Origin of the sequence: Nocardioides euryhalodurans, assembly GCF_004564375.1 — a bacterium.
GTDB classification, from domain to species: domain Bacteria; phylum Actinomycetota; class Actinomycetes; order Propionibacteriales; family Nocardioidaceae; genus Nocardioides; species Nocardioides euryhalodurans.
The window spans coordinates 3,139,942-3,164,909 of sequence record NZ_CP038267.1; the positions used below are offsets into that span (position 1 = coordinate 3,139,942).

At 73.0% G+C, this 24,968-nt stretch carries 24 protein-coding genes and 1 riboswitch; of the genes, 11 read left to right on the forward strand and 13 right to left on the reverse strand.

Annotated features, from left to right (window positions below; translation table 11 throughout):
• Positions 1-5: 5 nt before the first annotated feature.
• The 7 genes from EXE57_RS15110 to EXE57_RS15140 all read right to left on the reverse strand — a co-directional run bounded on the left by EXE57_RS15110 (position 6) and on the right by EXE57_RS15140 (position 8,614).
• The gene (locus tag EXE57_RS15110; protein WP_135078894.1) at positions 6-1,661 is read right to left on the reverse strand and encodes a dipeptide ABC transporter ATP-binding protein; all 1,656 of its coding nucleotides are present in this window, start codon (positions 1,659-1,661) and stop codon (positions 6-8) included.
• Entirely contained in the window at positions 1,645-3,468 is a 1,824-nt protein-coding gene (locus EXE57_RS15115) for a gamma-glutamyltransferase family protein (RefSeq protein WP_341869394.1), read from the reverse strand. Before EXE57_RS15115 ends, EXE57_RS15110 begins: the two co-directional genes overlap by 17 nt.
• Before the next feature lie 2 nt (positions 3,469-3,470).
• Positions 3,471-4,382 (reverse strand): ABC transporter permease, encoded by a 912-nt coding sequence (locus EXE57_RS15120; RefSeq protein WP_135078896.1) that lies wholly within the window; start codon positions 4,380-4,382, stop codon positions 3,471-3,473.
• Positions 4,382-5,335 carry an ABC transporter permease gene (locus tag EXE57_RS15125; RefSeq protein ID WP_135078898.1) on the reverse strand — a complete coding sequence of 318 codons (954 nt, stop codon included), beginning with the start codon at positions 5,333-5,335 and terminating at the stop codon, positions 4,382-4,384. The genes EXE57_RS15120 and EXE57_RS15125 overlap by 1 nt, the downstream gene beginning before the upstream one ends.
• A complete protein-coding gene (locus EXE57_RS15130; protein ID WP_135078900.1) occupies positions 5,335-6,960 on the reverse strand; it encodes an ABC transporter substrate-binding protein in 1,626 nt (541 codons plus the stop codon). Before EXE57_RS15130 ends, EXE57_RS15125 begins: the two co-directional genes overlap by 1 nt.
• Before the next feature lie 159 nt (positions 6,961-7,119).
• Positions 7,120-7,881 (reverse strand): dioxygenase family protein, encoded by a 762-nt coding sequence (locus EXE57_RS15135; protein WP_135078902.1) that lies wholly within the window; start codon positions 7,879-7,881, stop codon positions 7,120-7,122.
• A gap of 40 nt (positions 7,882-7,921) precedes the next feature.
• Entirely contained in the window at positions 7,922-8,614 is a 693-nt protein-coding gene (locus tag EXE57_RS15140) for a uracil-DNA glycosylase (RefSeq protein WP_135078904.1), read from the reverse strand.
• A gap of 94 nt (positions 8,615-8,708) precedes the next feature.
• Here EXE57_RS15140 and EXE57_RS15145 point away from each other — a divergent pair, with 94 nt between their 5' ends.
• A complete protein-coding gene (locus EXE57_RS15145; protein WP_135078906.1) occupies positions 8,709-9,119 on the forward strand; it encodes an MmcQ/YjbR family DNA-binding protein in 411 nt (136 codons plus the stop codon).
• Between the two features lie 64 nt (positions 9,120-9,183).
• On the opposite strand, the gene EXE57_RS15150 is transcribed toward EXE57_RS15145, so the two are convergent.
• The 3 genes from EXE57_RS15150 to EXE57_RS15160 are packed head-to-tail and all read right to left on the reverse strand — an operon-like array spanning position 9,184 to position 12,882.
• Entirely contained in the window at positions 9,184-10,374 is a 1,191-nt protein-coding gene (locus tag EXE57_RS15150) for an alpha/beta fold hydrolase (protein WP_135078908.1), read from the reverse strand.
• A 38-nt stretch (positions 10,375-10,412) separates the two neighbouring features.
• The gene (locus tag EXE57_RS15155) at positions 10,413-11,843 is read right to left on the reverse strand and encodes an alpha,alpha-trehalose-phosphate synthase (UDP-forming) (RefSeq protein ID WP_135078910.1); all 1,431 of its coding nucleotides are present in this window, start codon (positions 11,841-11,843) and stop codon (positions 10,413-10,415) included.
• A 10-nt stretch (positions 11,844-11,853) separates the two neighbouring features.
• Positions 11,854-12,882 carry a Gfo/Idh/MocA family protein gene (locus EXE57_RS15160; RefSeq protein WP_135078912.1) on the reverse strand — a complete coding sequence of 343 codons (1,029 nt, stop codon included), beginning with the start codon at positions 12,880-12,882 and terminating at the stop codon, positions 11,854-11,856.
• Between the two features lie 119 nt (positions 12,883-13,001).
• On the opposite strand from EXE57_RS15160, the gene EXE57_RS15165 reads away from it, so the two are divergent.
• From EXE57_RS15165 to EXE57_RS15190, 6 genes are all read left to right on the forward strand, one after another.
• A complete protein-coding gene (locus tag EXE57_RS15165) occupies positions 13,002-13,298 on the forward strand; it encodes a nucleoid-associated protein NapA (RefSeq protein ID WP_135078914.1) in 297 nt (98 codons plus the stop codon).
• Position 13,299: 1 nt separating this feature from the next.
• Positions 13,300-13,803 carry a LytR C-terminal domain-containing protein gene (locus EXE57_RS15170; RefSeq protein WP_135078916.1) on the forward strand — a complete coding sequence of 168 codons (504 nt, stop codon included), beginning with the start codon at positions 13,300-13,302 and terminating at the stop codon, positions 13,801-13,803.
• A 32-nt stretch (positions 13,804-13,835) separates the two neighbouring features.
• On the forward strand, positions 13,836-14,669 hold the full coding sequence (gene otsB, locus EXE57_RS15175) for a trehalose-phosphatase (protein ID WP_135078918.1): 834 nt from the start codon (positions 13,836-13,838) through the stop codon (positions 14,667-14,669).
• Positions 14,670-14,737: 68 nt separating this feature from the next.
• A riboswitch (SAM riboswitch) is annotated at positions 14,738-14,862 on the forward strand.
• Between the two features lie 11 nt (positions 14,863-14,873).
• Entirely contained in the window at positions 14,874-16,148 is a 1,275-nt protein-coding gene (thrC, locus tag EXE57_RS15180) for a threonine synthase (protein WP_244246860.1), read from the forward strand.
• Positions 16,149-16,180: 32 nt separating this feature from the next.
• Entirely contained in the window at positions 16,181-16,456 is a 276-nt protein-coding gene (locus EXE57_RS15185) for a MoaD/ThiS family protein (RefSeq protein ID WP_135078922.1), read from the forward strand.
• A 67-nt stretch (positions 16,457-16,523) separates the two neighbouring features.
• Positions 16,524-17,354, forward strand: coding sequence for an SGNH/GDSL hydrolase family protein (locus EXE57_RS15190; RefSeq protein WP_208542871.1), 831 nt, complete (start codon positions 16,524-16,526; stop codon positions 17,352-17,354).
• 6 nt (positions 17,355-17,360) lie between these two features.
• On the opposite strand, the gene EXE57_RS15195 is transcribed toward EXE57_RS15190, so the two are convergent.
• From EXE57_RS15195 to EXE57_RS15205, 3 genes are all read right to left on the reverse strand, one after another.
• Complete coding sequence (locus EXE57_RS15195) at positions 17,361-17,828, reverse strand: GDYXXLXY domain-containing protein (RefSeq protein ID WP_135078924.1); 468 nt, start codon at positions 17,826-17,828, stop codon at positions 17,361-17,363.
• Positions 17,825-19,051, reverse strand: coding sequence for a DUF2157 domain-containing protein (locus EXE57_RS15200; protein WP_167305927.1), 1,227 nt, complete (start codon positions 19,049-19,051; stop codon positions 17,825-17,827). Before EXE57_RS15200 ends, EXE57_RS15195 begins: the two co-directional genes overlap by 4 nt.
• A gap of 152 nt (positions 19,052-19,203) precedes the next feature.
• Positions 19,204-21,417 carry a beta strand repeat-containing protein gene (locus EXE57_RS15205; RefSeq protein WP_135078928.1) on the reverse strand — a complete coding sequence of 738 codons (2,214 nt, stop codon included), beginning with the start codon at positions 21,415-21,417 and terminating at the stop codon, positions 19,204-19,206.
• Between the two features lie 182 nt (positions 21,418-21,599).
• Here EXE57_RS15205 and EXE57_RS15210 point away from each other — a divergent pair, with 182 nt between their 5' ends.
• The 4 genes from EXE57_RS15210 (at position 21,600) to EXE57_RS15225 (ending at position 24,916) form a co-directional block, all read left to right on the forward strand.
• The gene (locus EXE57_RS15210; protein WP_135078930.1) at positions 21,600-22,154 is read left to right on the forward strand and encodes a sigma-70 family RNA polymerase sigma factor; all 555 of its coding nucleotides are present in this window, start codon (positions 21,600-21,602) and stop codon (positions 22,152-22,154) included.
• Positions 22,151-22,870, forward strand: a complete 720-nt coding sequence (locus EXE57_RS15215; RefSeq protein ID WP_135078932.1) for a zf-HC2 domain-containing protein — start codon at positions 22,151-22,153, stop codon at positions 22,868-22,870. The genes EXE57_RS15210 and EXE57_RS15215 overlap by 4 nt, the downstream gene beginning before the upstream one ends.
• 163 nt (positions 22,871-23,033) lie before the next feature.
• On the forward strand, positions 23,034-23,453 hold the full coding sequence (locus EXE57_RS15220; RefSeq protein WP_167305928.1) for a TadE/TadG family type IV pilus assembly protein: 420 nt from the start codon (positions 23,034-23,036) through the stop codon (positions 23,451-23,453).
• Complete coding sequence (locus tag EXE57_RS15225) at positions 23,453-24,916, forward strand: vWA domain-containing protein (protein ID WP_135078936.1); 1,464 nt, start codon at positions 23,453-23,455, stop codon at positions 24,914-24,916. Before EXE57_RS15220 ends, EXE57_RS15225 begins: the two co-directional genes overlap by 1 nt.
• Positions 24,917-24,968: the final 52 nt, after the last annotated feature.

A 24,968-nucleotide genomic window follows, 5' to 3' on the forward strand; every position in this document is an offset into this window, starting at 1 on the left:
CGGCCTCATGCGAAGACCTCGGTCCCGGGGATGGCGGCCAGGAGCTCGCGGGTGTAGCCGGACCGGGGACGGTCGAAGACGTCGGCGACGGTGCCCTCCTCCACGACCCGACCCTGCCGCATCACCAGCACCTCGTGGGCGATCAGCCGGACGACCGCGAGGTCGTGGGTGATGAACAGGTAGGACAGCCCGAGGTCGCGCTGCAGGTCGGTGAGCAGCCGGAGGATCTGGTCCTGCACGAGCACGTCGAGCGCCGAGACCGCCTCGTCACAGATCACCAGCCGCGGGTCGAGGGCCAGCGCACGGGCGATCGCGACCCGCTGCCGCTGGCCGCCCGAGAGCTCGTTGGGGTGGCGCTGCGCCACGCTGTGGGGGAGCGCCACGTGGTCGAGCAGCTCGGCCACCCGTGCCCGCCGGGCGCGGCGGTCGCCCGTCCTGAAGACCCGCAGCGGCTCGGCGATGATGTGCTCGATCGTGAACATCGGGTTCAGCGAGGCGTACGGGTCCTGGAACACCGGCTGCATCGCGCGCCGGATCGCCCGCCGCTGCGCACCCCGGGCGGTCGTGACGGGCACCCCGTCGACCTCGACCTCGCCGCCGGTCGGGGCCTCCAGGCCCAGCGCGATCCGGGCGACCGTCGTCTTCCCCGAGCCGGACTCGCCCACGATCGCCGCCGTGGTGCCGCTCGGGACCGTGAACGAGACGTGGTCCACCGCCGTCAGGGGCTCGCTGCGCCCCCGGATCCGGAACTCCTTGTGGAGGTCGGTGACGGAGAGGATCGGCACCGTCCCGTTCGCCGCGTCGACGGCCGAGGGGGGCTGCGGGCGCACGGCGAGGCTGGTGGTGCTGGTGGTCGACGGCGCCGCGGCGACGAGTCGTCGGGTGTAGTCGTGCTGCGGGTCGCCCAGGATGCGGCGGGCGGGGCCCTGCTCCACGATCCGCCCCTGCGACATGACCACGACGCGGTCGGCCCGGTCGGCCGCGAGGCCGAGGTCGTGGGTCACCAGCAGCAGGGAGGTGCCGGCCGCCGAGCGCAGTCCCTCGAGGTGGTCGAGGATCTGCCGCTGCACGGTGACGTCGAGCGCCGAGGTGGGCTCGTCGGCGATCAGCAGGTCCGGTCCGCAGGCCAGGGCGATGGCGATCAGCACCCGCTGCCGCATGCCGCCGGAGAACTCGTGCGGGTACTGCCGGGCCCGGCGGTCGGCCTCCGGGATGCCGGCCTCGCCGAGCAGCTCCACGGCTCGGCGCTGGGCCTCGGCGCCGGTGGCGACGCCGTGGGCGACGAGGGTCTCGGCGACCTGCTGGCCGACCCGGGTGGCCGGGTTGAGGTTGGACATCGGGTCCTGCGGGACCAGGCCGACCTCCTTGCCGCGCAGTCCCCGCAGCCGGCGCGGGTCGGCGTGGGCGACGTCCTCGCCGCGGAAGAGGATCTGGCCGCGGGTGACGACGCCTCCGGGCGGCAGCAGGTTGAGCACGGCCGCTGCGGTGGTCGACTTGCCCGACCCGGACTCCCCGACCAGCGCGACGCGCTCGCCCTCGGCGATGTCCAGGTCGATGCCGTGCAGGACCGGTGTCCCCGCATAGCTGACCTCCACGTCGCGCAGCGACAGCAACGGCGTCGCCTGCTCGTCCGGGGTGGGTGCCTCAACGTCCGACGGCATAGCCCTGGGCTCCTCTCGGGTTGGCGGCGGCGCTCATCAGGCCTGTCCGGGGGTCGCGGGTGACGGCCGAGAGCCGCCCCAGCGCCCAGTCCCCGGCCCGCGTGACCACGTGGCCCCGCGCCTCGAGGTCGGCGATGACGTCCTCGCCGAGCCGGTCCTCGACGACGGCGCCGCCCGGGGTCCAGTTGCGGGGCCAGAACGAGCCCGGCATCGACGTGGTGTGCAGGGCAGGCGCGTCGATCGCCTGCTGCGGCGTGTAGCCGCCGAGGATCGTGCGCAGGAGGTAGAGCAGCTGCCACTGGTCCTGCTGGTCGCCTCCCGGCGTGCCGAGCGCGCACCAGGGTCGGCCGTCGCGCAGCAAGAGCGTCGGCGACAGCGTGGTCCGCGGTCGGCGTCCGGGCCGCAGCGCCGAGGGAGAGCGCTCGTCGAGCCAGGTCATCTGGAGCCTGGTGCCCAGGCAGAAGCCGAGCTCCGGGATCATCGGGGAGGACTGCAGCCATCCGCCCGAGGGCGTGGCCGAGACGAAGTTCCCCCACCGGTCGACGACGTCGACGTGGCAGGTGTCGCCCCGCGTACGGCCGCTCACCGACACCGTCGGCTCGCCCGCCCCGGCGCCGCCGTCGCGGTCGGTCGACAGCGGCGGGAGGTACGGCGTCGCGCCGCCGACCGAGCCGGGCCGGAGCTCGTGGGAGGCGCGGTCGCCGATCAGGGCGCGCCGGGTGGCGGCGTACTCGGGGGAGAGCAGCACCTCCAGCGGCGCCGTCGGGACGTCGCCCGCGGGGTCCGGGTCGCCGTAGTGGGCGTCGCGGTCGGCCAGGGCGAGCTTGAGCGTCTCGATCACCCGGTGGGCGCCGTCCGCGGTCGACGGGTCGACCTCGTGGGGGGCGTACCCCTCCAGGATCGCGAGGGCCTGCAGCAGCACCGGACCCTGCCCCCACGGCCCGGTCTTGGCGACGGTCACGCCGTGGAAGTCGCGGGTCAGGGCCGGCTCGGTGCTCGCCCGGAAGCCGGCCAGGTCGGCCGCGGTGACCACGCCGGCGTGGTCGGTCCCCGAGGAGTGGCGGTGCGGCGTGCGGACGAACGCCTCCACGGCCTCCGCCACGAACCCCTCGCCCCACGCCCGCCGGGCCGCCTCGATCCGGTCCTCGCGGGTGGCCGCGCCGTCCCCGGCCGCGACGAGGCGCCGCAGCGTGGTGGCGTACTGCTCGAGCCTGAGCACGTCACCGGGCCTGGGGACCTCGCCGCCGGGCAGCCACACCGCGGCCGAGGTCGGCCAGTGCTCGGTCATCAGGTCGGCCACCCCGGCGATGGTGGAGCAGACGCGGTCGAGCGCCGGCTGGCCCTCCGCGGCGTACGTGATCGCGAACTCGAGCACGTCGGCGAGCTCCCAAGTGCCGTGCTCGGTCAGCAGCATCAGCCAGGCGTCGACCGCCCCCGGCACGGCGGCCGCCAGGGCACCGGCGCCCGGGACGAGGTCCAGCCCCTCGTCCCGGAAGTGCTCGATGGTCGCGCCCTTCGGGGCGGGGCCCTGGCCGACGACGACGACCGGCGCGGGGTCGTCCGCGGTCGCCACCACCGCGGTCAGGTCGCCACCGGGGCCGTTGAGGTGGGGCTCGACGACGTGCAGCACGAAGCCGGCGGCGACCGCCGCGTCGAAGGCGTTGCCGCCACGCTCGAGCACCGCCTGGGCGGTGGAGCTGGCGACCCAGTGCGTGGAGGCGCTCATGCCGAAGCGGCCCTGCAGCGTCGGGCGGGTGGTGAACGCGTCCGGCGGCGTGAAGCCGGAGGTCTGGGGTTCGGGCGTCACGGTCAGCGCTTCCTGGTCGTCGGGTCGAGGGCGTCGCGGAGGGCGTCGCCGAAGAGGTTGAACCCCAGGCAGATCACCGCGATCGCGAGCCCGGGGAAGATCGCCGCGGTCGGTGCCCGGAAGATGTACTGCTGGGCGTCCGAGAGCATGATCCCGAGGCTCGGCGTCGGCGGCTGGATGCCGAGCCCGAGAAAGGACAGCAGCGCCTCGCCGATCACCGCCACCGGCATGATCACCGTGGCCTGCACGATCACGGCCGGGAGCGCGTTCGGGAGGATGTGCTGGGCCAGGATGCGCGGTCCGGAGGCGTCCAGGCTGCGGGCCGCCAGCACGAACTCCTGCTCCTTGAAGCGCAGCGTCTCGGCCCTCACCACGCGCACCATCGTCGGGACCTGGGCGATGCCCAGGGCGATCGCGGCGTTGGTCACCGACGGGCCGTTGATGGCCGCGAGGCCGACCGCGATGATCAGGAACGGGAAGGCCAGGGTCAGGTCGGTCAGCCGGCTCACCAGGACGTCGAGCCAGCCCCAGTAACCCGCCAGCAGGCCGAGCGGGGTGCCGACGAGGACGGCGAGCAGGACCGACAGCAGGCCGACGAGCAGCGAGACCCGGGTCCCGTACACGATCCGCGACAGCACGTCGCGGCCCAGGTCGTCGGTGCCGAGCGGGAAGCCGACGGTGAAGGGCCGCTGGAACGGGGTGTCGAAGTGGACCTCCGAGGGGGAGTACGGCGCCAGCAGCGGCGCCAGCACGGCGGTGGCGACCACCAGCAGCAGCAGTGCGCCGCCGACGATGCCCATCGGGTTGCGGACCAGCTGCCGGAGCACCTGGCCGCGCGCCCGGCCGAGGTCGACGGTGCTGGGGCCGGCGAGGCCCTCCGGGCTGGCGGTCACGACAGGGGTTGCCTCGCTCATCAGGCCTTGCCTCCCACTCGGATCCGGGGATTGATCAGGGAGTAGAGGACGTCGATCCCCAGGTTGATGACGATGTAGGCGAGCGTCGTGATGATCACGACCGCCTGGATCACGGGGTAGTCGCGGGTGAACACCGAGTCGAGGGTCAGCTTCCCGAAGCCCGGGAGGCCGAAGATGCGCTCGGTCACCACCGCGCCGGACACCAGGCCGCCCAGCTGCAGGCCGATGATCGTCACCACGACGATCATCGAGTTGCGCAGCGCGAACCGGCTCAGCACCCGGCGCTCCCGCATCCCCTTGGCGCGGGCGGTGCGCACGTAGTCGGCGGAGAGTGTCTCCAGCATCGAGGAGCGGGTCTGCCGCATGATGACCGCCGCCAGTGCCGTGCCGAGCACCAGCGCGGGGAGGGTCAGGTAGTAGAGCCCGCGCAACGGCTCCTCGAGGACCGGGACGTAGCCGGAGGCGGGGAACCACCGCAGCCCCACCGCGAGGTAGAGGATCGCGAGGATCCCCAGCCAGAAGCTCGGCACCGAGAGACCGATCAGGGTGAAGCCGTTGGCGATCCACTCGGGCCACCGGCCGCGGTGCACGGCCGCCACGACGCCGGCCCCGATGCCGATCACCACCGCGACCGTGAGCGCGTACAGCGACAGCCACAGGGTGACCGGCAGCGTGGTCGCGATCAGGTCGGTCACGGGCGTGCCGGTGGCGATGGAGGTCCCGAGGTCGCCCCGGAAGAGGTTCTTGACGAACGCGCCGTACTGGACGACGAGGGGCTGGTCGAGGCCGAGGTCGGCGCGGACGGCGGCGAGGGTCGCCGGGTCTGCCTCCTCCCCGGCCAGCGCGAGCGCCGGGTCGCCGGGGAGGGCACGGACGCCCACGAACACCACGACCGAGGCGAGGAAGAGGGTCACCAGCGACTGCCAGAGCCGGTGGAGCAGGTAGCGCGCCATCAGTCGTCTCCCTCCACGAAGCCGGCCCGGCTGAGCCGCACCACCCCGTCGGCGTACGTCGAGACACCCACGACGTCCTCGGAGTAGGCGGTGAGGTTGCGTTGCCGGTAGAGGTAGATCAGCGGGTCGTCCCGGTGGACGAGGCGGACCACCTCGCCGTACGTCTCCGCGCGCTCGGCGGTCCCGACCTGCCGGGCGGCCTTCTTCAGGAGCCGGTCGACCGTGGGGTCGCTGTAGCCGGAGTAGTTCGAGGACTGGCCGGTGGCGAGGAAGGAGTACATGTTGCCGTGGGGGTCGATCCGTCCCGACCAGCCGAGCTGCAGCAGCTGGAAGTCGCCGCGGGTCTGGGCGTCGAGCAGGGTGGTGTACTCGACCGGCTCGATCTCGATCTCGAAGCCGCCCTTGGCGACGCTGCCCTGGATGGCCTGCGCGAGCCGGAGGGTGTCGGGGGTGTTGGAGACCTTCATCGACAGCTGCACGGGCGTCTCGAGGCCGGCCTCCTCGAGCAGCTCGAGCGAGCGCTCCGGGTCGTACGGCGGGCACGCGTTGCTGGCCTTGGTCGCGAAGCTCGTCTCGGGTGAGATCGGCGAGCAGGCCGGCTGGAACCAGTTGTCGAACACCGAGTTCACCAGCGCCGCACGGTCCAGCGAGAGCTCGAAGGCCTGGCGGACCCGGCGGTCGTCGGCGAGGGGGGAGTCCACCTCGCCCGGCGGTTCCCCGACCCCGTCGGCGTTCCCGACGTTGAAGGTGATGCCCTGGTAGCCCAGCGACCCGGTCTGCAGGAGGCCGATGCCGGGCTCTCGCAGCAGCGACTCGATCGAGGTCGGCGAGACCGAGTCGACGACCTGCACGTCGCCGGAACGGAGGTTGGCGGCGCGGATGTTGGCGTCGGTCATGATCCGGTAGGTGATCGAGTCGAGGCGGACCTCGTCGGCCGCGTAGTAGCGGGGGTCCCGCTCGACGCGGATCTCGGTGGCCGGCACCCGCTCCACGAACCGGAAGGGCCCCACGCAGACCGGGGCGTTGCCGAAGTCGTCACCGAGCTCCTCGAGCGCCGTCGGCGACATGATCATCCCGGCCCGGTCGGCGAGCGAGGCCGTGATCGGGCCGAACGGCTGGTCGTAGCGGAGCTCGACGGTGCGGTCGTCGACCATGGCGACCTCCTTCACCGGTCCCATCTCCGCGGCGCGCGCCGAGTCCTCCTTGGTGAGGTGGCGCTCGAGGCTGGTGCGGACCGCCGCCGCGTCGAACGGCGTGCCGTCGGCGAACTCGACCCCGGTGCGGAGAGGGATGCGGACGGTGCGGCCGTCGTCGCGGAGCTCGGGCAGGGCGGTCGCGAGCTGGGGGACCAGCTCGCCTTCGGCGTCGATGTCGTAGAGCTTCTCGCAGATCGAGCTCATGACGTAGCGCGTGTACAGGGAGGAGGACGTCGTCGGGTCCAGCTGGTCGGGGTCCGCGGAGAGGCCCATCACCAGGTCCCCGCCGTCCTCCACGGAGGTTCCCTCGGCGCTGACGGTGGTGACGTCGGGGCGCTCCGGCGTCGCGGCGCGGGGCTGGACGGGGTAGCAGCCGACGAGCAGCAGGGTGAGACCGGCGAGTGCTGCTGTCGCGGTCCGGGCGGGCATCCGAGCATGCCTGGGTGACACGGTTCTTCTCCTTGCGGGAGGCGGTCCGTTCGTCCCGAATGTATACAATCGGGGGTCGGGGCGCGCTACCGCCGTCTCACGCTCCGGTCACCGGGACCGGTGCGTGGACCGCGCTCGGGGCGTGGAGCGGGCGCCTGCTCAGGCGACCTGCAGCGACCGCTTCGACAGCCCCATCCAGAACCCGTCGATGACCTGCTCGCCCGGCTCCTCGGGGTTGCTCGCCGCGCCGAGGGTCACGAAGAGCGGGGTGTAGTGCTCCACGGTGGGGTGGGCGTACGGCATCCCGGGCGCTTGAGAGCCGTACGCCGCCAGCGCGTCGACGTCGCCTCGCGCCAGCGCCTCGCCGGCCCAGGCGTCGAAGTCGGAGGACCAGCCGGGGACGGCGGCGTCGATGCGGAACTCGGTGAGGAACGGGAGGCCGTGGGTGAGGAAGCCGGAGCCGATGACCAGGACGCCCTCGTCGCGCAGCGGGCGGAGGCGCTCGCCGAGGGCGAGCAGCCGGGCGGGGTCCTGGGTCGGGAGCGACATCTGCAGGACCGGGATGTCGGCCTCGGGGTACATGATCCGCAGCGGGACCCACGCGCCGTGGTCGAGACCGCGGCTGACGTGCTGGTGCACCGGCTCGGTCGCGGGCATCATCGCGGCGACCCGCTGGGCGAGTGCGGAGGCGTCGGGGGTCTCGTAGGTCATCTGGTAGTACTTCGGCGCGAAGCCGCCGAAGTCGTAGACCAGGGGAGCGTGGCTCGCCGACAACATCACGGGCGCCGACTCCCAGTGCGCGCTGACGATCAGGATCGCCTTCGGGCGGGGGAGGTCGGCCGCCCACGCGGCGAGCTGTCCGGACCACACCGGGTCGTCGAGGAGCGGCGGCGCTCCGTGGCCGAGGTACAGCGCAGGCATGCGGTCGTTCATGTCCACCCCAATAGTTGAAGATTGAACTTTATTCCCAGCCGCGGCCCCACGCAACCGGTGCGCCACCCTGCTCCTCGAGCAGCCGGTCGACCCGGCTGAACGGTCGCGACCCGAAGAAGCCGCGGCTGGCCGACAGCGGCGACGGGTGGGCCGACTCGACCCACGGGATCGGCCCGAGCTGCCCCTTGAGGGTCTGCGCGTCGCGGCCCCAGAGGATCGCCACGCAGGGCCCGCCCCGCGCGACGAGGGCGTCGATGGCGCAGGACGTGACCTCCTCCCACCCCCGGCCGCGGTGGCTGGCGGGCTCTCCGGGCCGGACGGTCAGCACCCGGTTGAGCAGCATCACGCCCTGCTCGGTCCACGCCGTGAGGTCGCCGTGGTCGGGCGGAGTCAGGCCGAGGTCGGAGCGGATCTCGGTGTAGATGTTGCGCAGGCTGCCCGGCAGTGGCCGGACGTCCCGGGCGACCGCGAAGCTCAGCCCGATCGGGTGGCCGGGGGTGGGGTAGGGGTCCTGCCCCACCACGAGCACGCGTACGTCGGCCAGGGGCTGCTCGAACGCCCGAAGGATCGCGTCGCCGGCCGGCAGGTAGGGCCGCCCCGCCGCCAGCTCGTCCCGCAGGAACTGCCCCATCGCGCCGATCCGGTCGTCGACCGGGGCCAGCGCCTCCGCCCAGTCCGGCGCCACCAGCCCCTTGTCCACCAGGCCGGCCAGCGCGCTCATGGGGGAACGGTATCGGGGCGGGGGTGGGGGCTGTCGGTTTCCCGCTCAGGCGGGGAAGCCGACCAGTCCCCCGACCGCCCGTACGCTGGACGGCATGAGCCGCCCGGCCACCGTCGAGGACGTGCACGAGCTCGCCCGCGCGATGCCGGGGGTGACGCTGGCCGAGGGAGGCGTGGCGGTCTACCAGGTCTCGCGTCGCAGCTTCGTCTTCTTCCGGACCCCGCGGCCGGACGCGGTCGACCCCGAGACGGGGGTCCGCTACGACGACGTCATCGTCTTCTGGGTCGAGTCGGAGGCGGCCAAGCAGGCGATGGTGCTCGACGCGTCGACGCCGTTCTTCACGACGCCGCACTTCGACGGCCACCCCTCGGTGCTGCTCCGGGCAGCCCACCTGGATCGGCTCACCCGTGACGAGCTCGCCGAGGTCGTCCAGGACGCCTGGCTCGCCCGGGCCTCGAGGACCGCCGCCCGGACGTGGCTGGAGTCGCGCGGGCTCACGCCCTGACAGCGGGATAGTCCGCCGCCCCAGACGTCTCCCGACGCGTGAAAGTGACGCATCGGGCGGCGGACTATCGGCGAGCGAGCGAGCGCGACCCGCCCGAGCCGTAGCGGCGGGTCGGGTTGGCGCCGATCGACTCGCGGGAGGGCTCGGTCGGACGGGCCGGGGTGGGCTCGACCGGTTCGGCGCCTGCTGCGGCGGACCACTGGTCGATCCACTCGTCGATGATCGGCCAGGTGGCCCCACGGGCGGCGCGGCCGGTCAGCATCCCGAGGTGCCCACCGGGGACGACCTCGAAGCGGACCTCCGCCGCCCCGGAGAGCAGGGGTACGACGGCGTTGACCGCCGCGATCGGCGCGATCCCGTCGGTGGCACCCCCGAAGGCCAGCACCGGGGCGGTGATGTCGGAGAGCCGGATCGTCCGGTCCCCGAGCTCGAAGCTGCCCTCGACGAGAGCGTTCCCCTTGACGAAGCGGTGGTAGAGCTGGCCGAAGGTCCGACCCGGGTAGGCGAGCATGTCGTCGGTGAAGCGGTCGACCGCCTCGAGCTGGGCCAGGAAGTCGGTGTCGTCGAGGTTCTGGGCGACGGCGAGCGGCTTGGTCACCAGCTTCTGGAACGACGAGAGCTGGAAGGCCCACCGGACCAGCGGCGTCGGCGCGCCCCCGATCGCCTGGTAGGCACGGGTGATCGCACCGCGGCCCTGGGTCGCGTTGAGCAGCGGCCGCAGCGGCGCCACCAACGGCACCCGCGCCACGTCGACCGGCGCACCGAGGACGGTGAGGGAGGCGATCGGGAGCGCGGCGTCGTCGGCCGCGGTCAGCAGCGCGAAGATCCCGCCGAGCGACCAGCCGACCAGGTGCACGGGCCGCCCGCCGGCGTGGGCGGACACCTCGCGGACCGCGGTCGGGACGACCTCGTCGATCCAGTGCTCCATGCCGAGGTTGCGGTCCTTGAAGGACACCCGCCCGTACTCCACGACGTACGTCGGTCGCCCCTGCCCGACGAGGTGCTCGACCAGCGAGCACCCGCGGCGCAGGTCGAAGCAGGAGGACGGCGCCGCCAGCGGGGTCACGAGCAGCACGGGATCGCCCTGCTCGCGGACCTTGGCGGCGGGCCGGTAGTGGTAGACCTCGCGCAGCGTGCCGTCGTCGATGAGGGTGCGCGGCATCGGCCGCAGGTCGGCCAGACCGCCGTAGAGGACCTTGTGCGCGACGTTGCCGGCGGCGGAGATGACCTGATCGGGCTTGGGGATCAGATCCATGGGGAGAAACTACCCGCTCCCCGGGGGCCACGTCCCGTTCAGGTGCGCGGCGGACGGACCGTCTTGCCGTGCTCGGGCCGGATCTCGGAGAGCCCCTCCAGGAAGCTCCGCGCCCACGCCGCGACGTCCTTGCGCAGCACGGTCCGGCGCATCGCACGCATCCGTCGCGTCGTGTCCTTCTCGGGTGCGTGGAACGCCTCGAGCAGCGCGCTCTTCATGCCGTTGATGTCGTAGGGGTTGACCTGCCACGCCTGGCGCAGCTCGTCGGCCGCACCGGCGAACTCGGAGAGCACCAGCGCGCCGGCGTCGTCGTAGCGGCAGGCGACGTACTCCTTGGCGACGAGGTTCATCCCGTCCCGGTACGGCGTCACGACCATGATGTCGGCGGCCCGGTACAGGGCGGCCATCTCCTCGCGCGGGTAGGAGGAGTGGAGGTAGCTGATCGCCGGGGTGCCGATCCGGCCGAGGTCGCCGTTGACCCGCCCGACGAACCGGTCGATCTCGTCGCGGAGGATCCGGTACTGCTCGACGCGCTCGCGGGACGGGGTCGCGACCTGCACGAAGACGGCGTCGTCGACGTCGAGCTTGCCCTCCTCGACCAGCTCGGCGAAGGCCCGCAGCCGAGCGACGATCCCCTTGGTGTAGTCGAGCCGGTCGATGCCGAGGAAGACCCGCCGCTCCTCGCCGAGCGCCTCGCGGATCTCCGCCGCGCGCTTGGTCACCCCCTCGCTGCGGGCGAGCTCCTCGAAGCCCTCGGCGTCGATGGAGATCGGGAAGGCAGCGGCCCGGATGGTGCGACCGTCGGGCAGGTAGACCAGGTCGCGGTGGGTCTTGTGGCCCACGCGCTGGCGGACCAGGCGGACGAAGTTCTGCGCCCCGCCGCTCATCTGGAAGCCGACGAGGTCGGCGCCGAGCAGCCCCTCGAGGATCTGGCGGCGCCAGGGGAGCTGGGCGAAGAGCTCGGCCGGGGGGAACGGGATGTGCAGGTAGAACCCGATCCGCAGGTCGGGCCGCAGGTCGCGCAGCATCTGGGGCACCAGCTGCAGCTGGTAGTCGTGCACCCAGACCGTGGCGCCCTCCTCGGCGACCTCGACGGCCTTCTCGGCGAAGCGGCGGTTGACGGTGACGTAGGAGTCCCACCACTCGCGGTGGAACTCCGGCTTGGCCACGACGTCGTGGTAGATCGGCCACAGCGTGGCGTTGGACATGCCCTCGTAGAACTCCTCGATCTCGTCCTCGGTGAGGGAGACCGGGACCAGCGACAGGCCGTCGTCCTCGAAGGGCTCGAGGTCGGACTCCGTGCCTCCGGGCCAGCCGATCCAGACCCCGTCGTTGGCCCGCATCACCGGGTCGAGGGCGGTGACCAGGCCACCGGGGGAGCGGCGCCAGCCGCGGGTCCCGTCCGGCAGGTCGACGCGGTCGACCGGAAGTCGGTTCGCGACGATGACGAGCTGGGCGGAGTCGGGCACGGCCCCCACCCTATGCGCCGGTGGAACCCCCCTGAACGGGTGAGTCGGCGGCGTACCGGACGCCCACCTGGCGGCGGACGTCGTCCATCGCGCGCAGCACCCGCAGGGTCCGGTCGTGGGGGACCAGCGGGCTCTCGCGCAGCCCCTCGGCGAGGCACCGGGCGACCTCGGCCGCCTCGTTGCCGAGACCGGTGCCGAGGACCCGGCCGAGCCCCTCGATGCGCTCGGGCTCGCCGTCGCGCGGCGTCCAGACGGCGTACGCCGGGTGGTGGAAGCCGCCGGGCAGGTCGATCCGTCCCGCGTCGGTGGCCAGGGTCGCGGTCCGTGACGAGGCCGAGGTCATCGACGCCGTGAGGGCGGAGACGGCGCCGCCCTCGTGCCGCCCGGCCACGGCGACGTCGACGTCGACGCTGCGGTCGTCGAGCACGGCCGTCGCGGCCAGCGTCGTCGCCGGGCCGAGCAGCAGGTCGGCCAGCGTCAGGGGGTAGACGCCCATGTCGAGCAGCGCGCCCGCACCGAGGGCCGGGTCGAGCATCCGGTCGCCGGGAGGCTTCTCCACGACGAAGCCGAGGTCGGCGTGGAGCTGCCGGGGCGTGCCGAAGCGTCCCGCGTGCACCCCGTCGGCGACCGCCCGGATGACCGGGTGGCAGGTCATCCACATCGCCTCCATCAGGAAGCGGTCGTGGGTGCGGGCCAGGGCCAGCATCTCCTCGGCCTCGGCGACGTTGAGCGCCAGCGGCTTCTCGCAGAGCACGTGCTTGCCGGCCTCCAGCGCCAGCCGGGCGTGCTCGAGGTGGAAGGCGTGGGGCGAGGCGACGTAGACGACGTCCACGTCGGGATCGGCGACGAGCGCGTCGTACGATCCGTGGGCGCGGCAGCCGGGCGACCCGTGCTCGGCGGCGAAGGCCTCGGCGGACCCCGGGGAGCGGGAGCCGACGGCCACCACCTCGGCGCCGGGCACCGCGCGGAGGTTGGTGGCGAAGTCGCGGGCGATCCGGCCGGTGGCCAGGATCCCCCACCGGCAGGCAGCTGGCTCCATGCCCCCACCCTGCCAGCCGCGAAGGCGGGACCGCGACTCGCGCGATGCGAATGACATCGTTGTGGTTCGTCGCCTAGAGTTGTCCCCAGACCACCACTCACACCTGGGGAGACAGCGAGATGGACGCCGCGAACGCCTTCCACGGCCACTCGGACGCCGAGCAGCCGGGACTGAGCGACCGCGACGCAGCGATCCTCGAGTTCGAGCGTCAGTGGTGGAAGTACGCCGGGGCCAAGGAGACGGCCGTCCGCGACAGCTTCGACATGTCGTCGACGCGCTACTACCAGGTCCTCAACGCGCTGATCGACCGGCCCGAGGCCCTTGCGGCCGACCCGCTGCTGGTCCGTCGGCTGCGTCGCCTGCGGGCGGCCCGCCAGCGCCAGCGCTCCGCCCGCCGCCTCGGCTTCGAGCTCTGAGATGCGTATCCGCAACCAGCGCGGTGTCGCCTTCCCGTCGCCCGTCGCGATCCTGAGCATCGTCGCCATCGCCATGGCCGGCATCACCTACGTCGCCACCCAGGGCGAGGAGCCGACGGAGCGGGAGGTGACCACGGTCGCCCAGCCGTCCGCCGAGGAGACCGCGACCGCCCAGCCCCAGAAGACCGTCAAGGCGAAGAAGAAGCCGATCAAGGCCGAGCCCCAGGTGCAGCGCGGCGAGGTCTACGTCGAGGTCTACAACAACTCCGGGATCACCGGTCTCGCGGGCACGGTCGCCGGCACCGCTGCGAAGGTGGGCTGGCAGGTCGTCGGCACCGACAACTGGTACGGCACCGTGCCCAGCTCGACGGTCTACTACCCGCCCCGGCTGGCCGACGCCGCCGAGCTGCTCGCCCTGGACCTCGACATCGGTCGCACGATGCCCGCGGTCGGCGACATGAACCGCGACCGCCTCACCGTCGTGCTCACCGCGGACGCCGCCTGACGCTTCCCGGTCCGCCGTGGTGGGATGGGGGCATGGAGTTCACCTCCGCCGCGGCCGAGCAGCGCTTCGACGAGCTCGTGGCCGCCGCCGACCGCTGCGTCGTTGGTCTCGACTTCGACGGGGTGCTCTCCCCGATCGTCGACGACCCGGCCCGCGCCCACATCCACCCGGACGCGCAACAGGTCCTGGTCGAGCTGGCCGAGGTCGTCCGGGCGGTCGCCGTCATCACCGGCAGGCCGGCCCGGCAGGCGCTCGCGCTCGGTGACCTCGACGCGGTCGGTGCGGAGCTCGGCGAGCACGGCAAGGAGCTCTTCGTCTTCGGCCAGTACGGCAACGAGCGCTGGTCCTCGACGCAGCGCCGCGTGATCTCCCCGCGGCCGCCCCACGGGCTGTCCACCTTCGAGCGCGACCTGCCGGCCGTGCTGCGCCGGGCTGACGCGGCCGGTGCCCACATCGAGGAGAAGGGCCTGGCCGTCGCCGTCCACACGCGCCGGCTCCCGGACCCCGTTGCCGCCCGCGAGCGGCTGCTCGACCCGATCCGGGAGCTCGCCGAGCGCCACGGCCTGGTGATCGAGCCCGGGCGCAACGTGATCGAGGTGCGCTCCCCGGGGATGGACAAGGGGCACGCCGTCCGCACCCTGGTGGCCGAGCAGGACGCCGGGGGGTTCCTGTTCGCAGGCGACGACCTCGGCGACCTCGACGCCTTCGCGGCCGTCGAGGAGCTGCGCGAGCAGGGTCTCCCGACGCTGCTGGTCTGCTCCCTCTCCGAGGAGGAGTCGGCCCTCGCCTCGCGCGCCGACGTCCTCGTCAAGGGCCCCGAGGGCGTCCTCGACCTGCTGCGCCAGGTCGCCCGCCGCGCCGACTGACCCCCGCGCGCATCCAGCATCTGGGACCCGCGTACGCATCGTGAGACGCACCGCGTAGGGTCGAGCACAGCTCATCGAGAGGGACTGAGGGAACGGCCCGTTGACGTCCCGGCAACCGCCACGACACTCCTGTCGTCGTGGAGACGGTGCCAATTCCGGCCTGGGACGAGAGTCGTCACAGGGAAGATGAGGAGGAGGAATCCTTTGAGCGCCACGCTGGCCGAACGCACCGACGCCGGGCTCCGAGCAGGAGCCTTCGGGCACGCCACGTCCCTGTCCTGCCGCGAGTGCGGCCACCAGGTCGCCCTCGGGCCCCACTACGCCTGTCCGGAGTGCTTCGGGCCGCTCGAGGTGGCCTACGACTACCCGGCGGTGACCCGCGAGGAGATCGAGGCCGGGCCGAGCAACATGTGGCGCTACAAGGCGCTGCTCCCCGTGCCGTCAGACATCGAGGACTCGCCGAACACCGAGCCCGGCTTCACCCGGCTGCTCGAGGCGCGCAACCTCGCGGCCGAGCTCGGGCTGACCCGGCTCTGGGTCAAGGACGACTCCACCAACCCCACCAACTCCTTCAAGGACCGGGTCGTGGCGTGTGCGCTGAGCGCCGCCCGCGAGCTGGGCAGCAAGGTCTTCGCCTGCCCCTCGACCGGCAACCTCGCCAACGCCGTCGCCGCTGCCGGCGCCCGGGCCGGCATCAAGACCGTGGTCTTCATCCCGAGCAACCTCGAGAAGCCCAAGCAGGTGAACTCGGCCGTCTACACCGACAAGCTGGTGGCCGTCGAGGGCAACTACGACGACGTCAACAAGCTCGCCTCCGAGATCGCCGGCGAGGAGGAGGGCTGGGCCTTCGTCAACGTCAACGTCCGGCCCTACTACGCGGAGGGGTCCAAGACGCTCGGCTACGAGATCGCCGAGCAGCTCGGCTGGCGGTTGCCCGACCAGGTCGTGATCCCGGTCGCGTCCGGGGCGCAGCTGACCAAGGTCGACAAGGCCTTCCAGGAGCTGATCAGCCTCGGGCTGGTCGAGGAGAAGCCCTACAAGGTCTACGGCGCCCAGGCGACCGGCTGCTCGCCGGTGGCCACCGCCTTCAAGGCCGACACCGACGCGATCCGCCCGGTCAAGCCGGACACCATCGCCAAGTCGCTGGCGATCGGCAACCCGGCCGACGGCATCTACGTGCTCGACATCTGCCGGCGTACGGGCGGGGCCGTCGAGGACGTCTCGGACGAGGAGGTCCGCGAGGGCATCCTGCTGCTGGCGCGCACCGAGGGCATCTTCACCGAGACCGCCGGCGGTACGACGGTCGGCGTGCTCCGCAAGCTGGTCGAGAGCGGTCGGCTCGACCCGACCCTCGAGACCGTCGTCATCAACACCGGCATGGGTCTCAAGACCCTCGACGCGGTCGCCGACCGCGTCGGGCCGGCCGCCACCATCGACCCGACGTACGCGGCCTTCACGGCCACCGGCCTCGCCGACTAGCGTCGACCAGACCCACCCACGAAAGGTCAGCCATGAGCGTCTCCGTCCGGATCCCCACCATCCTGCGCACCTACACCAGCGGTGAGTCGGAGGTGAGCGCCAGCGGCGCCACGCTGTCGGAGGTGCTCGACGACCTCGACGGCCAGTACTCGGGGATCAAGGGCCGGATCGTCGACGAGAGCGGCGAGCTGCGCCGCTTCGTCAACGTCTACGTCGGCAACGACGACGTACGGTTCCTCGACCACCTGTCGACGCCGACTCCCGACGGTGCCCAGATCTCGGTGATCCCGGCGGTCGCCGGAGGGTGACCTCGTCTCCACCTGACACCCCCGGGGAGTTCGCCGTCCGTTCAGGCCGGTCTGGTTCAACCGGAGCGTGTCCCGCACCAGCAGCCGCCTGACCCTCCTCGCCGGCGTCGTCGGCGGGATCGGCGTGGGCGCCTGGTGGGGCGGTCGCCGGGTGCTCGCCCGTCAGGCCGCCACCGCCCGGCAGCTGATCGGCAAGCCCCTCGGCGAGGACGCGATCGACGCCGACCGCACCTGGCGCAAGAGGTACGGCGACCCCGTCGAGCTGGTCGTCCTGGGCGACTCGATCGCCGCCGGGCTGGGCGCGGACCGGCGCAAGGACACCCTCGGCGCACGGCTCGCCCGCGGCCTGGCCCGGGCGACCCGACGGTCGGTGCGGCTGCGGACAGCGGCCGTCGTCGGGTCGGAGTCGAGCGCCCTCGCCACGCAGCTCGGGTCGCTCCCGGTGGACTACCGCCCCGACGTGGCGGTGATCGTGGTCGGGGGCAACGACGTCACCCACCGGGTGCCGGTCGCCGAGTCCGTACGCCACCTGGCGGAGGCGGTCGAGGCGCTGCGTGCCCGCGGCGCCGAGGTGGTGGTCGGGACCTGCCCCGACCTCGGGGCGCTGCAGCAGGTGCCGCAGCCGCTGCGGGCCCTCGGGTCGCGGATGTCCCGCCTGCTGGCCGAGGCGCAGCGGGAGGCGGCCACGGCGGCAGGAGCCCGCGCGGTCTCGCTGCGCCACGTGGTGGGGCCGTTCTTCGTTACCAACCCCGAGGAGATGTTCAGCCTGGACCGGTTCCACCCGAGCGGGCTGGGCTACAAGCGGACCGCGAAGGCCATGCTGCCGTCGGTGCTGCACGCCCTGGGGGAGCACGACGAGCTGCCGTACGGACACCACCCGCCCGTCGCGCGGTCCTAGACGGCATCAGTCGCCGGACACCGTCACCACGCTGGCGTTGCCGCGCGAGTCGATCCGGATCGTCGCGACGCCCCCGTCGACGAGCTGGTCCTCGAGCTCCTGTGCCCGGTCCTGCGGCACGAAGTACGACTCGATGCCGCAGCGGAGCTCCCACGACCGGTCGTCGCAGGTGAGGTACGGCATCGTGTCGGGACGCTCGCGGGTCCAGCCGTCGCCGACCCAGGACCCGTCCTTCTCGACGAGAGGGACGTAGACGTCCCCGCCGCCGTCGGAACGCTCCGCAGCCCGCCCGGCCTCACGGAGGCCGGGGTAGGAGAGGGTCACGTACGCCCCGCGGAAGGGATCGATCGGGTCGACCGGCCGGACCGCCATCCGGTAGTCCTCGCCGGTCACCCGGCTGGACAGCTGCGGGGCGACGGCCAGGCCGACGAGGGCCAGCTGGGTGGCCGCCAGGGCTGCGATCTTCAGCATCATCGGTGCTGCTCCTCGTTCTCGAGTGCGGTTGCCAGGCCGCGACGGGCCCGGTCGAAGAGGAACCCCGTGCCGAGGAACACCAGCCCCAGGACGAGGAACAGCCAGGCGCCCTGGATGATCTGGGCGAAGACGGCGAAGCTCTGGAAGGTCGTGAACACCACCAGGGCCGCGGTCGCGAGGGCGGTCAGCCGCCAGCTGTCGCGGAGCGTGCCGAGGACCGCGACGCCGACGGCGACGAGGACGTACGCCCCGACGCTGACGAGCGCGTGCAGCCAGTCGCCGGCGGTCAGCTGGTCGGTGTCGGTGCCGGTGTCCCACAGGACGAGCACGACCGCGAGGAGCGAGACCGCGACGGCGGCGAGCGGCTCGAGCCGGGCGGTGCCCTGCCCGAGGATCGTCCCGGCCGCGACCGCGAGCGCGGCGGCGGCCACCCCGACGACCAGCCAGGGCTCCCAGCCGAAGTCCTCCGTCGAGACGTTCGGCAGCGCGGCCGCGAAGAGGCCGGCGAGCCCGAGCAGGGCGCCCACCTCGCGCCACGCCGGGGAGAAGACCGGCAGCACCCGGGTGTGGACCGCGGCCACACCGACGGCCAGGGCGCACCCGGCCAGCAGCGCGATCACCGCGGTGAGCCCGCTGGGATCGGTCCACAGCACCTGCCAGAGGAACCACCCGACGCCGGTCAGCAGTCCGACGAGCAGCGGGCCGAGGTCGCGGACGACGTACGCGTGGAGCAGGGCGCCGACGGCCCACCAGCCGACGAGCGCGGGCTCGTACGCCGGGACCTGCAGGCTCTGTGCCGCCTGGAAGACGACCGCGCCGAAGAGCAGGGCCGCCAGCAGCCGGGTGACGGGGACGAGGGCGCGGCCGGCGACCCAGCGCTCGCCCGTGCGGTGGGCGAGGACCTCGCCTCCCACCAGCAGCGACAGCCAGATCACCGTGACCGCGAGGAAGCGGCCGAGCGGGGGGAGCTGGTCGAGGTTGGCGGCGACCAACCAGATCACGCCGACGCCGACGAAGACGGCGCCGAGGCCGAGCAGCAGTCGACCGACCGAGACCCGCCGCGACGCTCGGTAGTGGCCGAGGATCTCCTCGACCTGGGGTGCCTCCAGGAGTCCCTCGCGGGACCAGGCCGAGAGCTCGCCCCGCAGCCAGTCGAGCTGGCGCGGGGTGGCGGTGCGGGTGCCGGGACCGGTGTCCGGCCGTGGGGTCACGTGCGTGCTCATGCCCCCAGTGTCGATCGGCCGGAGGCCCCGCCGCATGGGTACAAGTGCTCAGCTGGGCGGGTCCGCCGGGCTGCGTCCCGGGGCCCGCACGGAGCTCGCCCCGGCGACCGGTCCGGCCACCGGGGCGAGCTCCCCCACGTCGTACGCCCGGCTCAGCCGCCCGGCGGGACCGGGGTGCCGTTCAGCACGAACGTGCCCCCGTCGTTGTAGGCGTTCGGCCCGGTCGGAGCCGTGTTGCCCGACACCGTCAGCGCCGTGGCGATGATCGTGCCGGTGGTGCTGTTCCACAGCCCACCGCCCTCGTTGGTCGCCGTGTTGCCGGTGACGGTGCCGCCGGTCCAGGTGACGTTCCCGGCGCCGGTCACGTGCAGGCCGCCGCCGTTGCCGGGGTTGGCGCCGGTGCTGTTGCCGGTCATGTCGACCTGCGCCAGGGTGACCGTCCCGACGTTCGTCTCGAGCGCGCCGCCGGCGCGCGGGGCGCTGTTGTCGTCGAACCCGGTGTCGCTGACCTCGAGCGTGCCGAGGTTGTTGAGGATGCCGCCGCCGGAGCCGGCGGTGCCGGTGGCGTCGTTGTCGGACACGGTGGAGCCGGTGACGGTGAGCGTGCCGCCGTCGTTGAAGAGACCACCGCCGCCCTGGTCCGCGGCCGCGCCCGCCGCGGAGTTGCCCGCGACCACGGTGTCGTCGACGGTGAACGTGCCGGTGGCGGAGTTCCAGAGGCCGCCGCCCTCGGCGGCCGCCGTGTTCTCCCGGACCTCGCTGTTGCCGATCTCGACCGTGCCGGCGCCGGTCAGGTGCAGGCCGCCGCCGTTGCCGGGGGCCGGACCGGTGCCGTTCTGCCACAGCGTGGAGCGGACCAGGGTGGTCTCGCCGGCGTTGGCCTCGATGCCGCCACCGGCGCGGGGAGCGGTGTTCTCGCCCACCATGGTGGTGTCGAGCTCGAGGGTGCCGAGGTTGTTGAGGATGCCGCCGCCGGAGCCGGCCGCGCCGGTCGCCTCGTTGCCGCTGATCGTCGCGCCGGTGACGGTCATGGTCCCGCCGTCGTTGAAGAGGCCACCGCCGCCCTGGTCGGCCGCCGCGCCCGCGGCGGAGTTGTCCGTCACCCGGGTGTTGTCGACGGTGAAGGTGCCGGTGGCGGAGTTCCAGAGGCCGCCGCCCTCGGCGGCCGCGGTGTTGCCGGTGACGAGCCCGCCGACGACGGCGACCGTCCCGGCGCCGGTGAGGTGCAGGCCGCCGCCGTTGCCGGGGGCCGCGCCGGTGCTGTTCCCGGACAGGGTCGTCTGGCGGAGCGTGGTCTCGCCGACGTTGGCCTCGACTGCGCCCCCGGCGCGGGGTGCGCTGTTGCCGGCCAGCTCGCTCGCGCGGACCTCGAGGGTGCCGAGGTTGTTGAGGATGCCGCCGCCGGAGCCGGCCGCGCCGGTCGCCTCGTTGCCGCTGATCGTGGAGCCGGTGACGGTGAGGGTGCCGCCGTCGTTGAAGAGGCCGCCGCCGCCCTGGTCCGCGGCCGCGCCGGCCGCCGTGTTGCGGAGGACCTGTGACCCGGTGACGCTGAAGCTGCCGGTGGCGGAGTTCCAGAGGCCGCCGCCCTCGGCCGAGGCGGTGTTGCCCACGATGCGCGAGTCCTTGACGAAGACCTTGCCCTCGCCCGTGAGGTGGAGGCCGCCGCCGTTGCCCGGTTCGGCTCCGGTCTGGTTCCCGGTGAGGGCCGAGCGTGCCACCGTCGTCGTACCGGCGAGCGCCTCGATGGCTCCGCCGGCGCGGGTGGCGGTGTTGTCGGACAGGGTGCTGCCGACCACGCGGAGGCTGCCGCCCTCGTTCATGATGGCGCCGCCCGAGGCCTCGGTGCCGGTGGCACTGCTGTCCGTCACGGCGCTGTTGAAGAGCGCGAGCGACCCGCGGCTGCGGATGGCCCCGCCGCTCTCGCCGGCGGCGGGAGCGCCGTTGCGCAGGGTCAGGCCGCGGAGCACGAGCCTGCTGCCCGACGCGACGTCGAAGATGCGGTCGACCCCGCGGGCGTCGATCGTCCTGCCGCGGCCGAGGACCACCAGGTCGTCGGTCACGTCGAGGTCGCCCTTGCGGGCACCCCCGTCGACGGGACGTCGCTTGTCGAAGGTGATCGGCGCCGTGAGCCGGATCCGGTCGGGGCCGGCGGTGCGGTTGGCCCGGACCACGGCGATCCGCAGCTCCTTCTCGGTCGAGACGGCCATCGTGCGGTTGGCCTTGGCTGCGGCCTGGGCCGCGAGTCGGCCGGCCGCGGGCTCTGCGGCCCCCGCCGTGGTCGGGATCGTGGCGAGCGCGCTCAGTGCGAGCGCGCCCACGGCGGCCCCGCTGAGCATGCGCACCCGCGTGGTGCTCCGTCGTGACATCTGCCTGCCCTTCGTGTCGGTGCGACACCGGCGGTCATCCCCGTCGGCCGGCCGTGCCTCACGGCCGTCTGCCCGGTGTGTACGGCGCTGCGCGGGCCGGCGTTCACCGGCAGCAGGAGCCGCGCGTGAACGTGGGTCGCGCCTGCGCCGTACACACGGTCGTGAGCGGCACACTGGGCGACATGTCAGCGGGGGACGGTGCCCGTGCTGTCGCCGGGCTGGCGGACGAGGACGAGATCCATGCTGCGTACCGGCTCTACGGCGCGGAGGTCTACCGGTTCGTGCTGCGGGGACTCGGCGACCCGGGGGCCGCGCAGGACGTCACGCAGGAGACGTTCCTCAAGGCGTGGCGTCACGCCGACCGCTACGACCCGGACCTGTCCTCGCTGCGGGTCTGGCTCTTCGGCATCGCGCGCAACACGATGATCGACCACGCCCGGGCGGCCGGGGTGCGACCCTGGCAGGCCAACCTGGTCGACCCGCCCGGCGTGCAGGAGATCGCGGGAGCAGCGGCCGACGGCACCGATCGGCTGATGGACACCTGGGTCCTCGAGGAAGGGCTGCGCCGGCTGGCGGACCACCACCGGCAGGCGATCGTGCAGACCCACCTGCTGGACCGGCCCTACGACGAGGTGGCGGTGGAGCTGGGGATCCCCGTCGGGACGCTGCGGAGCCGGGTCTTCTACGGTCTGCGCGCACTGCGCGCCGCCATGGACGAGATGGGAGTGAGCCTGTGAGCGACGAACCCCGCCACCAGGTGCTGCGAGAGATGCTGGGCGCGTACGCCCTCGGCCACCTCGACGAGGCCGAGGCCGCGCTCGTCCGGGCCCACCTCGACGGCTGCGCGGCCTGCCGCGCCGACCTGCAGGAGATCCGGCCGGTCGCGCGCCTGCTCGACCAGGTCGATCCCGCCCAGTTCGCCTCGCCGCCGACGCCCCCGGCCGGTCTCGGGGAGCAGATCCGGGCCGAGGTCTCGCGCGAGCGGTCCGTCCGGGAGGGGGACGAGCTCGCCGCCCGTCGAGCGACCGACGCCCGGGGACGGCGGCGCCACCTGCTGGGTCGCGGCCTGGTCGCCGCCGCACTCGTGATCGGCGGCGTGGCGGTGGGCGGCGTGGTCGGGCGGGCGACCGCTCCGGAGCAACCGACCGTGCCGACCGAGCCGATCTCGATGGCGGCGCCGGGTGACTCCGGGGTGACCGTCCAGAGCGCGAACCTCGTCGCCCACACCTGGGGCGTCGAGCTGCGGATCGAGGCCGAGGGCTTCGCTGCGGGCCGCACCTTCCGTGCGTCGTTCCGCACCGAGGACGGCGACCTCGTCCCGGCCGGGGAGTTCCTGGGCGTCGGCGCCGACCCGATGACCTGCTTCCTCCAGTCGGCGGTGCTGCGGGAGGACGTGACCGAGGTGCTCGTGACCGACGTACGCGGACGGACGGTCCTCACCTCCTCCCTCTGACACCGGTCCGCCCCGGTGTCTAGACAGCCCGCGCGCTGCTGCGTAAAGAGTTCGCCGTTCGCCTGAAGGCAAAGATCAGGTCTACCTAACCTGAGGTCCTGACGGTGGCGGGCAGTTGGCCCCCCGCCGGGCAGCGGAGTCGGGGGAGGACGCCGTGGACGGCATGCGCAGGAGGTGCCGCAGGGACCAGGGCGGTGCCGCGGCGGTGGAGTTCGCGCTGGTCCTCCCGCTGCTGCTGATGCTGGTCTTCGGGATCATCGACTTCGGCTACCTGGTCAACCGCAGCTCGATGGTCAACAACGCGGCCCGTGACGCGGCCCGCGAGGGGAGCCTGCACGCGACCAGCGCGGAGATCCTCGCGGTCGCCGACGACGCGCTCTCGGGGGTGCCCGGGACGTCGACCGAGGTCACCTGCACGAAGCCGGACGGCACGGCGTGCGGGGTGAGCTACGACGCCGACGCGGCCGCCGGCGGCACGGTGATCGTCACGGTCACGTACGTGCACGAGATGATCACGCCGATCAGCATGGTGTTCGGCGACTCCGTCGACGTGTCGCGGACCGCCCGGATGAGGATCGAGTGATGGCCGCGCCCCGCAGGCTGGTTCCCCGGGTCTCCCGCCGGGCGCGGGACGGCCGTGGTGCCGTCGCGGTGATGGTGGCCGCGCTCGTCGTCGTCCTCTTCGCGGCCGCGGCACTGGGTGTCGACATCGCCAGCCAGATGACCTCGAAGCAGTCGCTGCACGACACCATGGACGCGGCCGCCCACGCGGGCGCCTACGAGCTCCCGGCCAACGGAGCGGGGGCCGCGGCCGCGGCGACCACGATGGCGACGGCCGCCGACCCGAGAGCCGATCCGGTCACGGACCTCTGGTGCGTCGTGGCCTCGACCGGCACCCCGCCGACGGTGAGCACGAGCCAGATCCCCTCCACCTGCAACCCGGGGTCGCCGCCGTACACGCCGGGGAACTACCCCGGCCTGCGCTGCAACGACGCGATCTGCGCCATCCCGTGCGTCCCGGCCCAGGGCGACCAGTGCAACACCGTCCGGGTGGCCGACAGCAAGACCGTCCCGTACGCCTTCGCGCCCGTGATCGGGTACGACGAGGGGTCGACCGGCGAGGTGGTCTCGGTCGCCTGCAAGGGTTCCTGCGGGAGCGAGGTGCCCAACCCGATGGACGTGGCGGTGGTGGCGGACCGGACGGGCTCGATGAGCTCCACCGACATCAACTCCATGATCAACGGCATCAAGGCGATGCTCACCGTGATGACGCCGTCGCAGCAGTACGTCTCGCTCGGGACGATCGGCCCCGCCAGGAGCGACACGACGACCACCAGCACCACCTGTCGGTCCGACCCGTACTCCGGGTCGCTGAGCTCGACCGGAACCAGCTGGAAGTGGATGTCGTTGCCCTTCCATACCGACTACCTGACGGCCGCAGCGACGCCCACCGTGAACACCAGCAGCAACCTGGTGAAGGCGATCAACTGCCTCAACCGCTCCTCGAGCACCGGCACCCACCTCGCGGCGCCGATGAAGGCCGCGGCCCGGTACCTGCTGGGCCACGACGCCAACAACCTCGCCTCGCTGCCGGCCCGCACAGGCACGCCGCGCAAGGTGCTGATCTTCGAGACCGACGGTCAGCCCAACGAGTCGTTCTCCGGGACCAGCACCAACCTGACGACCAACTCCTACCCGGGGAGCACCAGCGGCGGCACCGCCTGCACCAACCTGGGCAACGTCGCCACCAACGCCAAGGCTGCCGACATCCTCGTCATCACGGTCGCCTACAACCTGTCGACGGACCGGTGCTCGGGCAGCTCCGGACCCACCGTGACCGGCACCCTCGCCGCCGCCGCCTCGCGCGACTCCAACGGGAACGCCAGCGACGCTGACAACTCCTGCGGCAACGCCACGCTGCGCGCCACCGAGAACGCCGACGGAGACTTCTTCTTCTGCGCGGCGAGCGGCGACGACATGGCCAACGTGTTCCGGACGGCGATCGGGTCCGCCGGCGGAGGCATCCGGCTGATCCGCCTCCCCTGAGCGGCCTGCGACGAGCTGTTTGCACTCGACCACCCCGAGTGCTAAACATGAT

Bases quoted from the DNA above. Each gene is read 5' to 3' on its own strand.
- EXE57_RS15125 (WP_135078898.1), bottom strand. From the start codon at position 5,335: ATGGCGCGCTACCTGCTCCACCGGCTCTGGCAGTCGCTGGTGACCCTC.
- EXE57_RS15210 (WP_135078930.1), top strand. From the start codon at position 21,600: ATGTCAGCGGGGGACGGTGCCCGTGCTGTCGCCGGGCTGGCGGACGAG.
- EXE57_RS15135 (WP_135078902.1), bottom strand. From the start codon at position 7,881: ATGCCTGCGCTGTACCTCGGCCACGGAGCGCCGCCGCTCCTCGACGAC.
- EXE57_RS15140 (WP_135078904.1), bottom strand. From the start codon at position 8,614: ATGAGCGCGCTGGCCGGCCTGGTGGACAAGGGGCTGGTGGCGCCGGAC.
- EXE57_RS15200 (WP_167305927.1), bottom strand. From the start codon at position 19,051: ATGAGCACGCACGTGACCCCACGGCCGGACACCGGTCCCGGCACCCGC.
- EXE57_RS15110 (WP_135078894.1), bottom strand. From the start codon at position 1,661: ATGCCGTCGGACGTTGAGGCACCCACCCCGGACGAGCAGGCGACGCCG.
- EXE57_RS15185 (WP_135078922.1), top strand. From the start codon at position 16,181: ATGAGCGTCTCCGTCCGGATCCCCACCATCCTGCGCACCTACACCAGC.
- EXE57_RS15205 (WP_135078928.1), bottom strand. From the start codon at position 21,417: ATGTCACGACGGAGCACCACGCGGGTGCGCATGCTCAGCGGGGCCGCC.
- EXE57_RS15160 (WP_135078912.1), bottom strand. From the start codon at position 12,882: ATGGAGCCAGCTGCCTGCCGGTGGGGGATCCTGGCCACCGGCCGGATC.
- EXE57_RS15170 (WP_135078916.1), top strand. From the start codon at position 13,300: ATGCGTATCCGCAACCAGCGCGGTGTCGCCTTCCCGTCGCCCGTCGCG.
- EXE57_RS15195 (WP_135078924.1), bottom strand. From the start codon at position 17,828: ATGATGCTGAAGATCGCAGCCCTGGCGGCCACCCAGCTGGCCCTCGTC.
- otsB (WP_135078918.1), top strand. From the start codon at position 13,836: ATGGAGTTCACCTCCGCCGCGGCCGAGCAGCGCTTCGACGAGCTCGTG.
- EXE57_RS15130 (WP_135078900.1), bottom strand. From the start codon at position 6,960: ATGCCCGCCCGGACCGCGACAGCAGCACTCGCCGGTCTCACCCTGCTG.
- EXE57_RS15150 (WP_135078908.1), bottom strand. From the start codon at position 10,374: ATGGATCTGATCCCCAAGCCCGATCAGGTCATCTCCGCCGCCGGCAAC.
- EXE57_RS15165 (WP_135078914.1), top strand. From the start codon at position 13,002: ATGGACGCCGCGAACGCCTTCCACGGCCACTCGGACGCCGAGCAGCCG.
- EXE57_RS15120 (WP_135078896.1), bottom strand. From the start codon at position 4,382: ATGAGCGAGGCAACCCCTGTCGTGACCGCCAGCCCGGAGGGCCTCGCC.
- EXE57_RS15145 (WP_135078906.1), top strand. From the start codon at position 8,709: ATGAGCCGCCCGGCCACCGTCGAGGACGTGCACGAGCTCGCCCGCGCG.
- EXE57_RS15225 (WP_135078936.1), top strand. From the start codon at position 23,453: ATGGCCGCGCCCCGCAGGCTGGTTCCCCGGGTCTCCCGCCGGGCGCGG.
- EXE57_RS15220 (WP_167305928.1), top strand. From the start codon at position 23,034: ATGCGCAGGAGGTGCCGCAGGGACCAGGGCGGTGCCGCGGCGGTGGAG.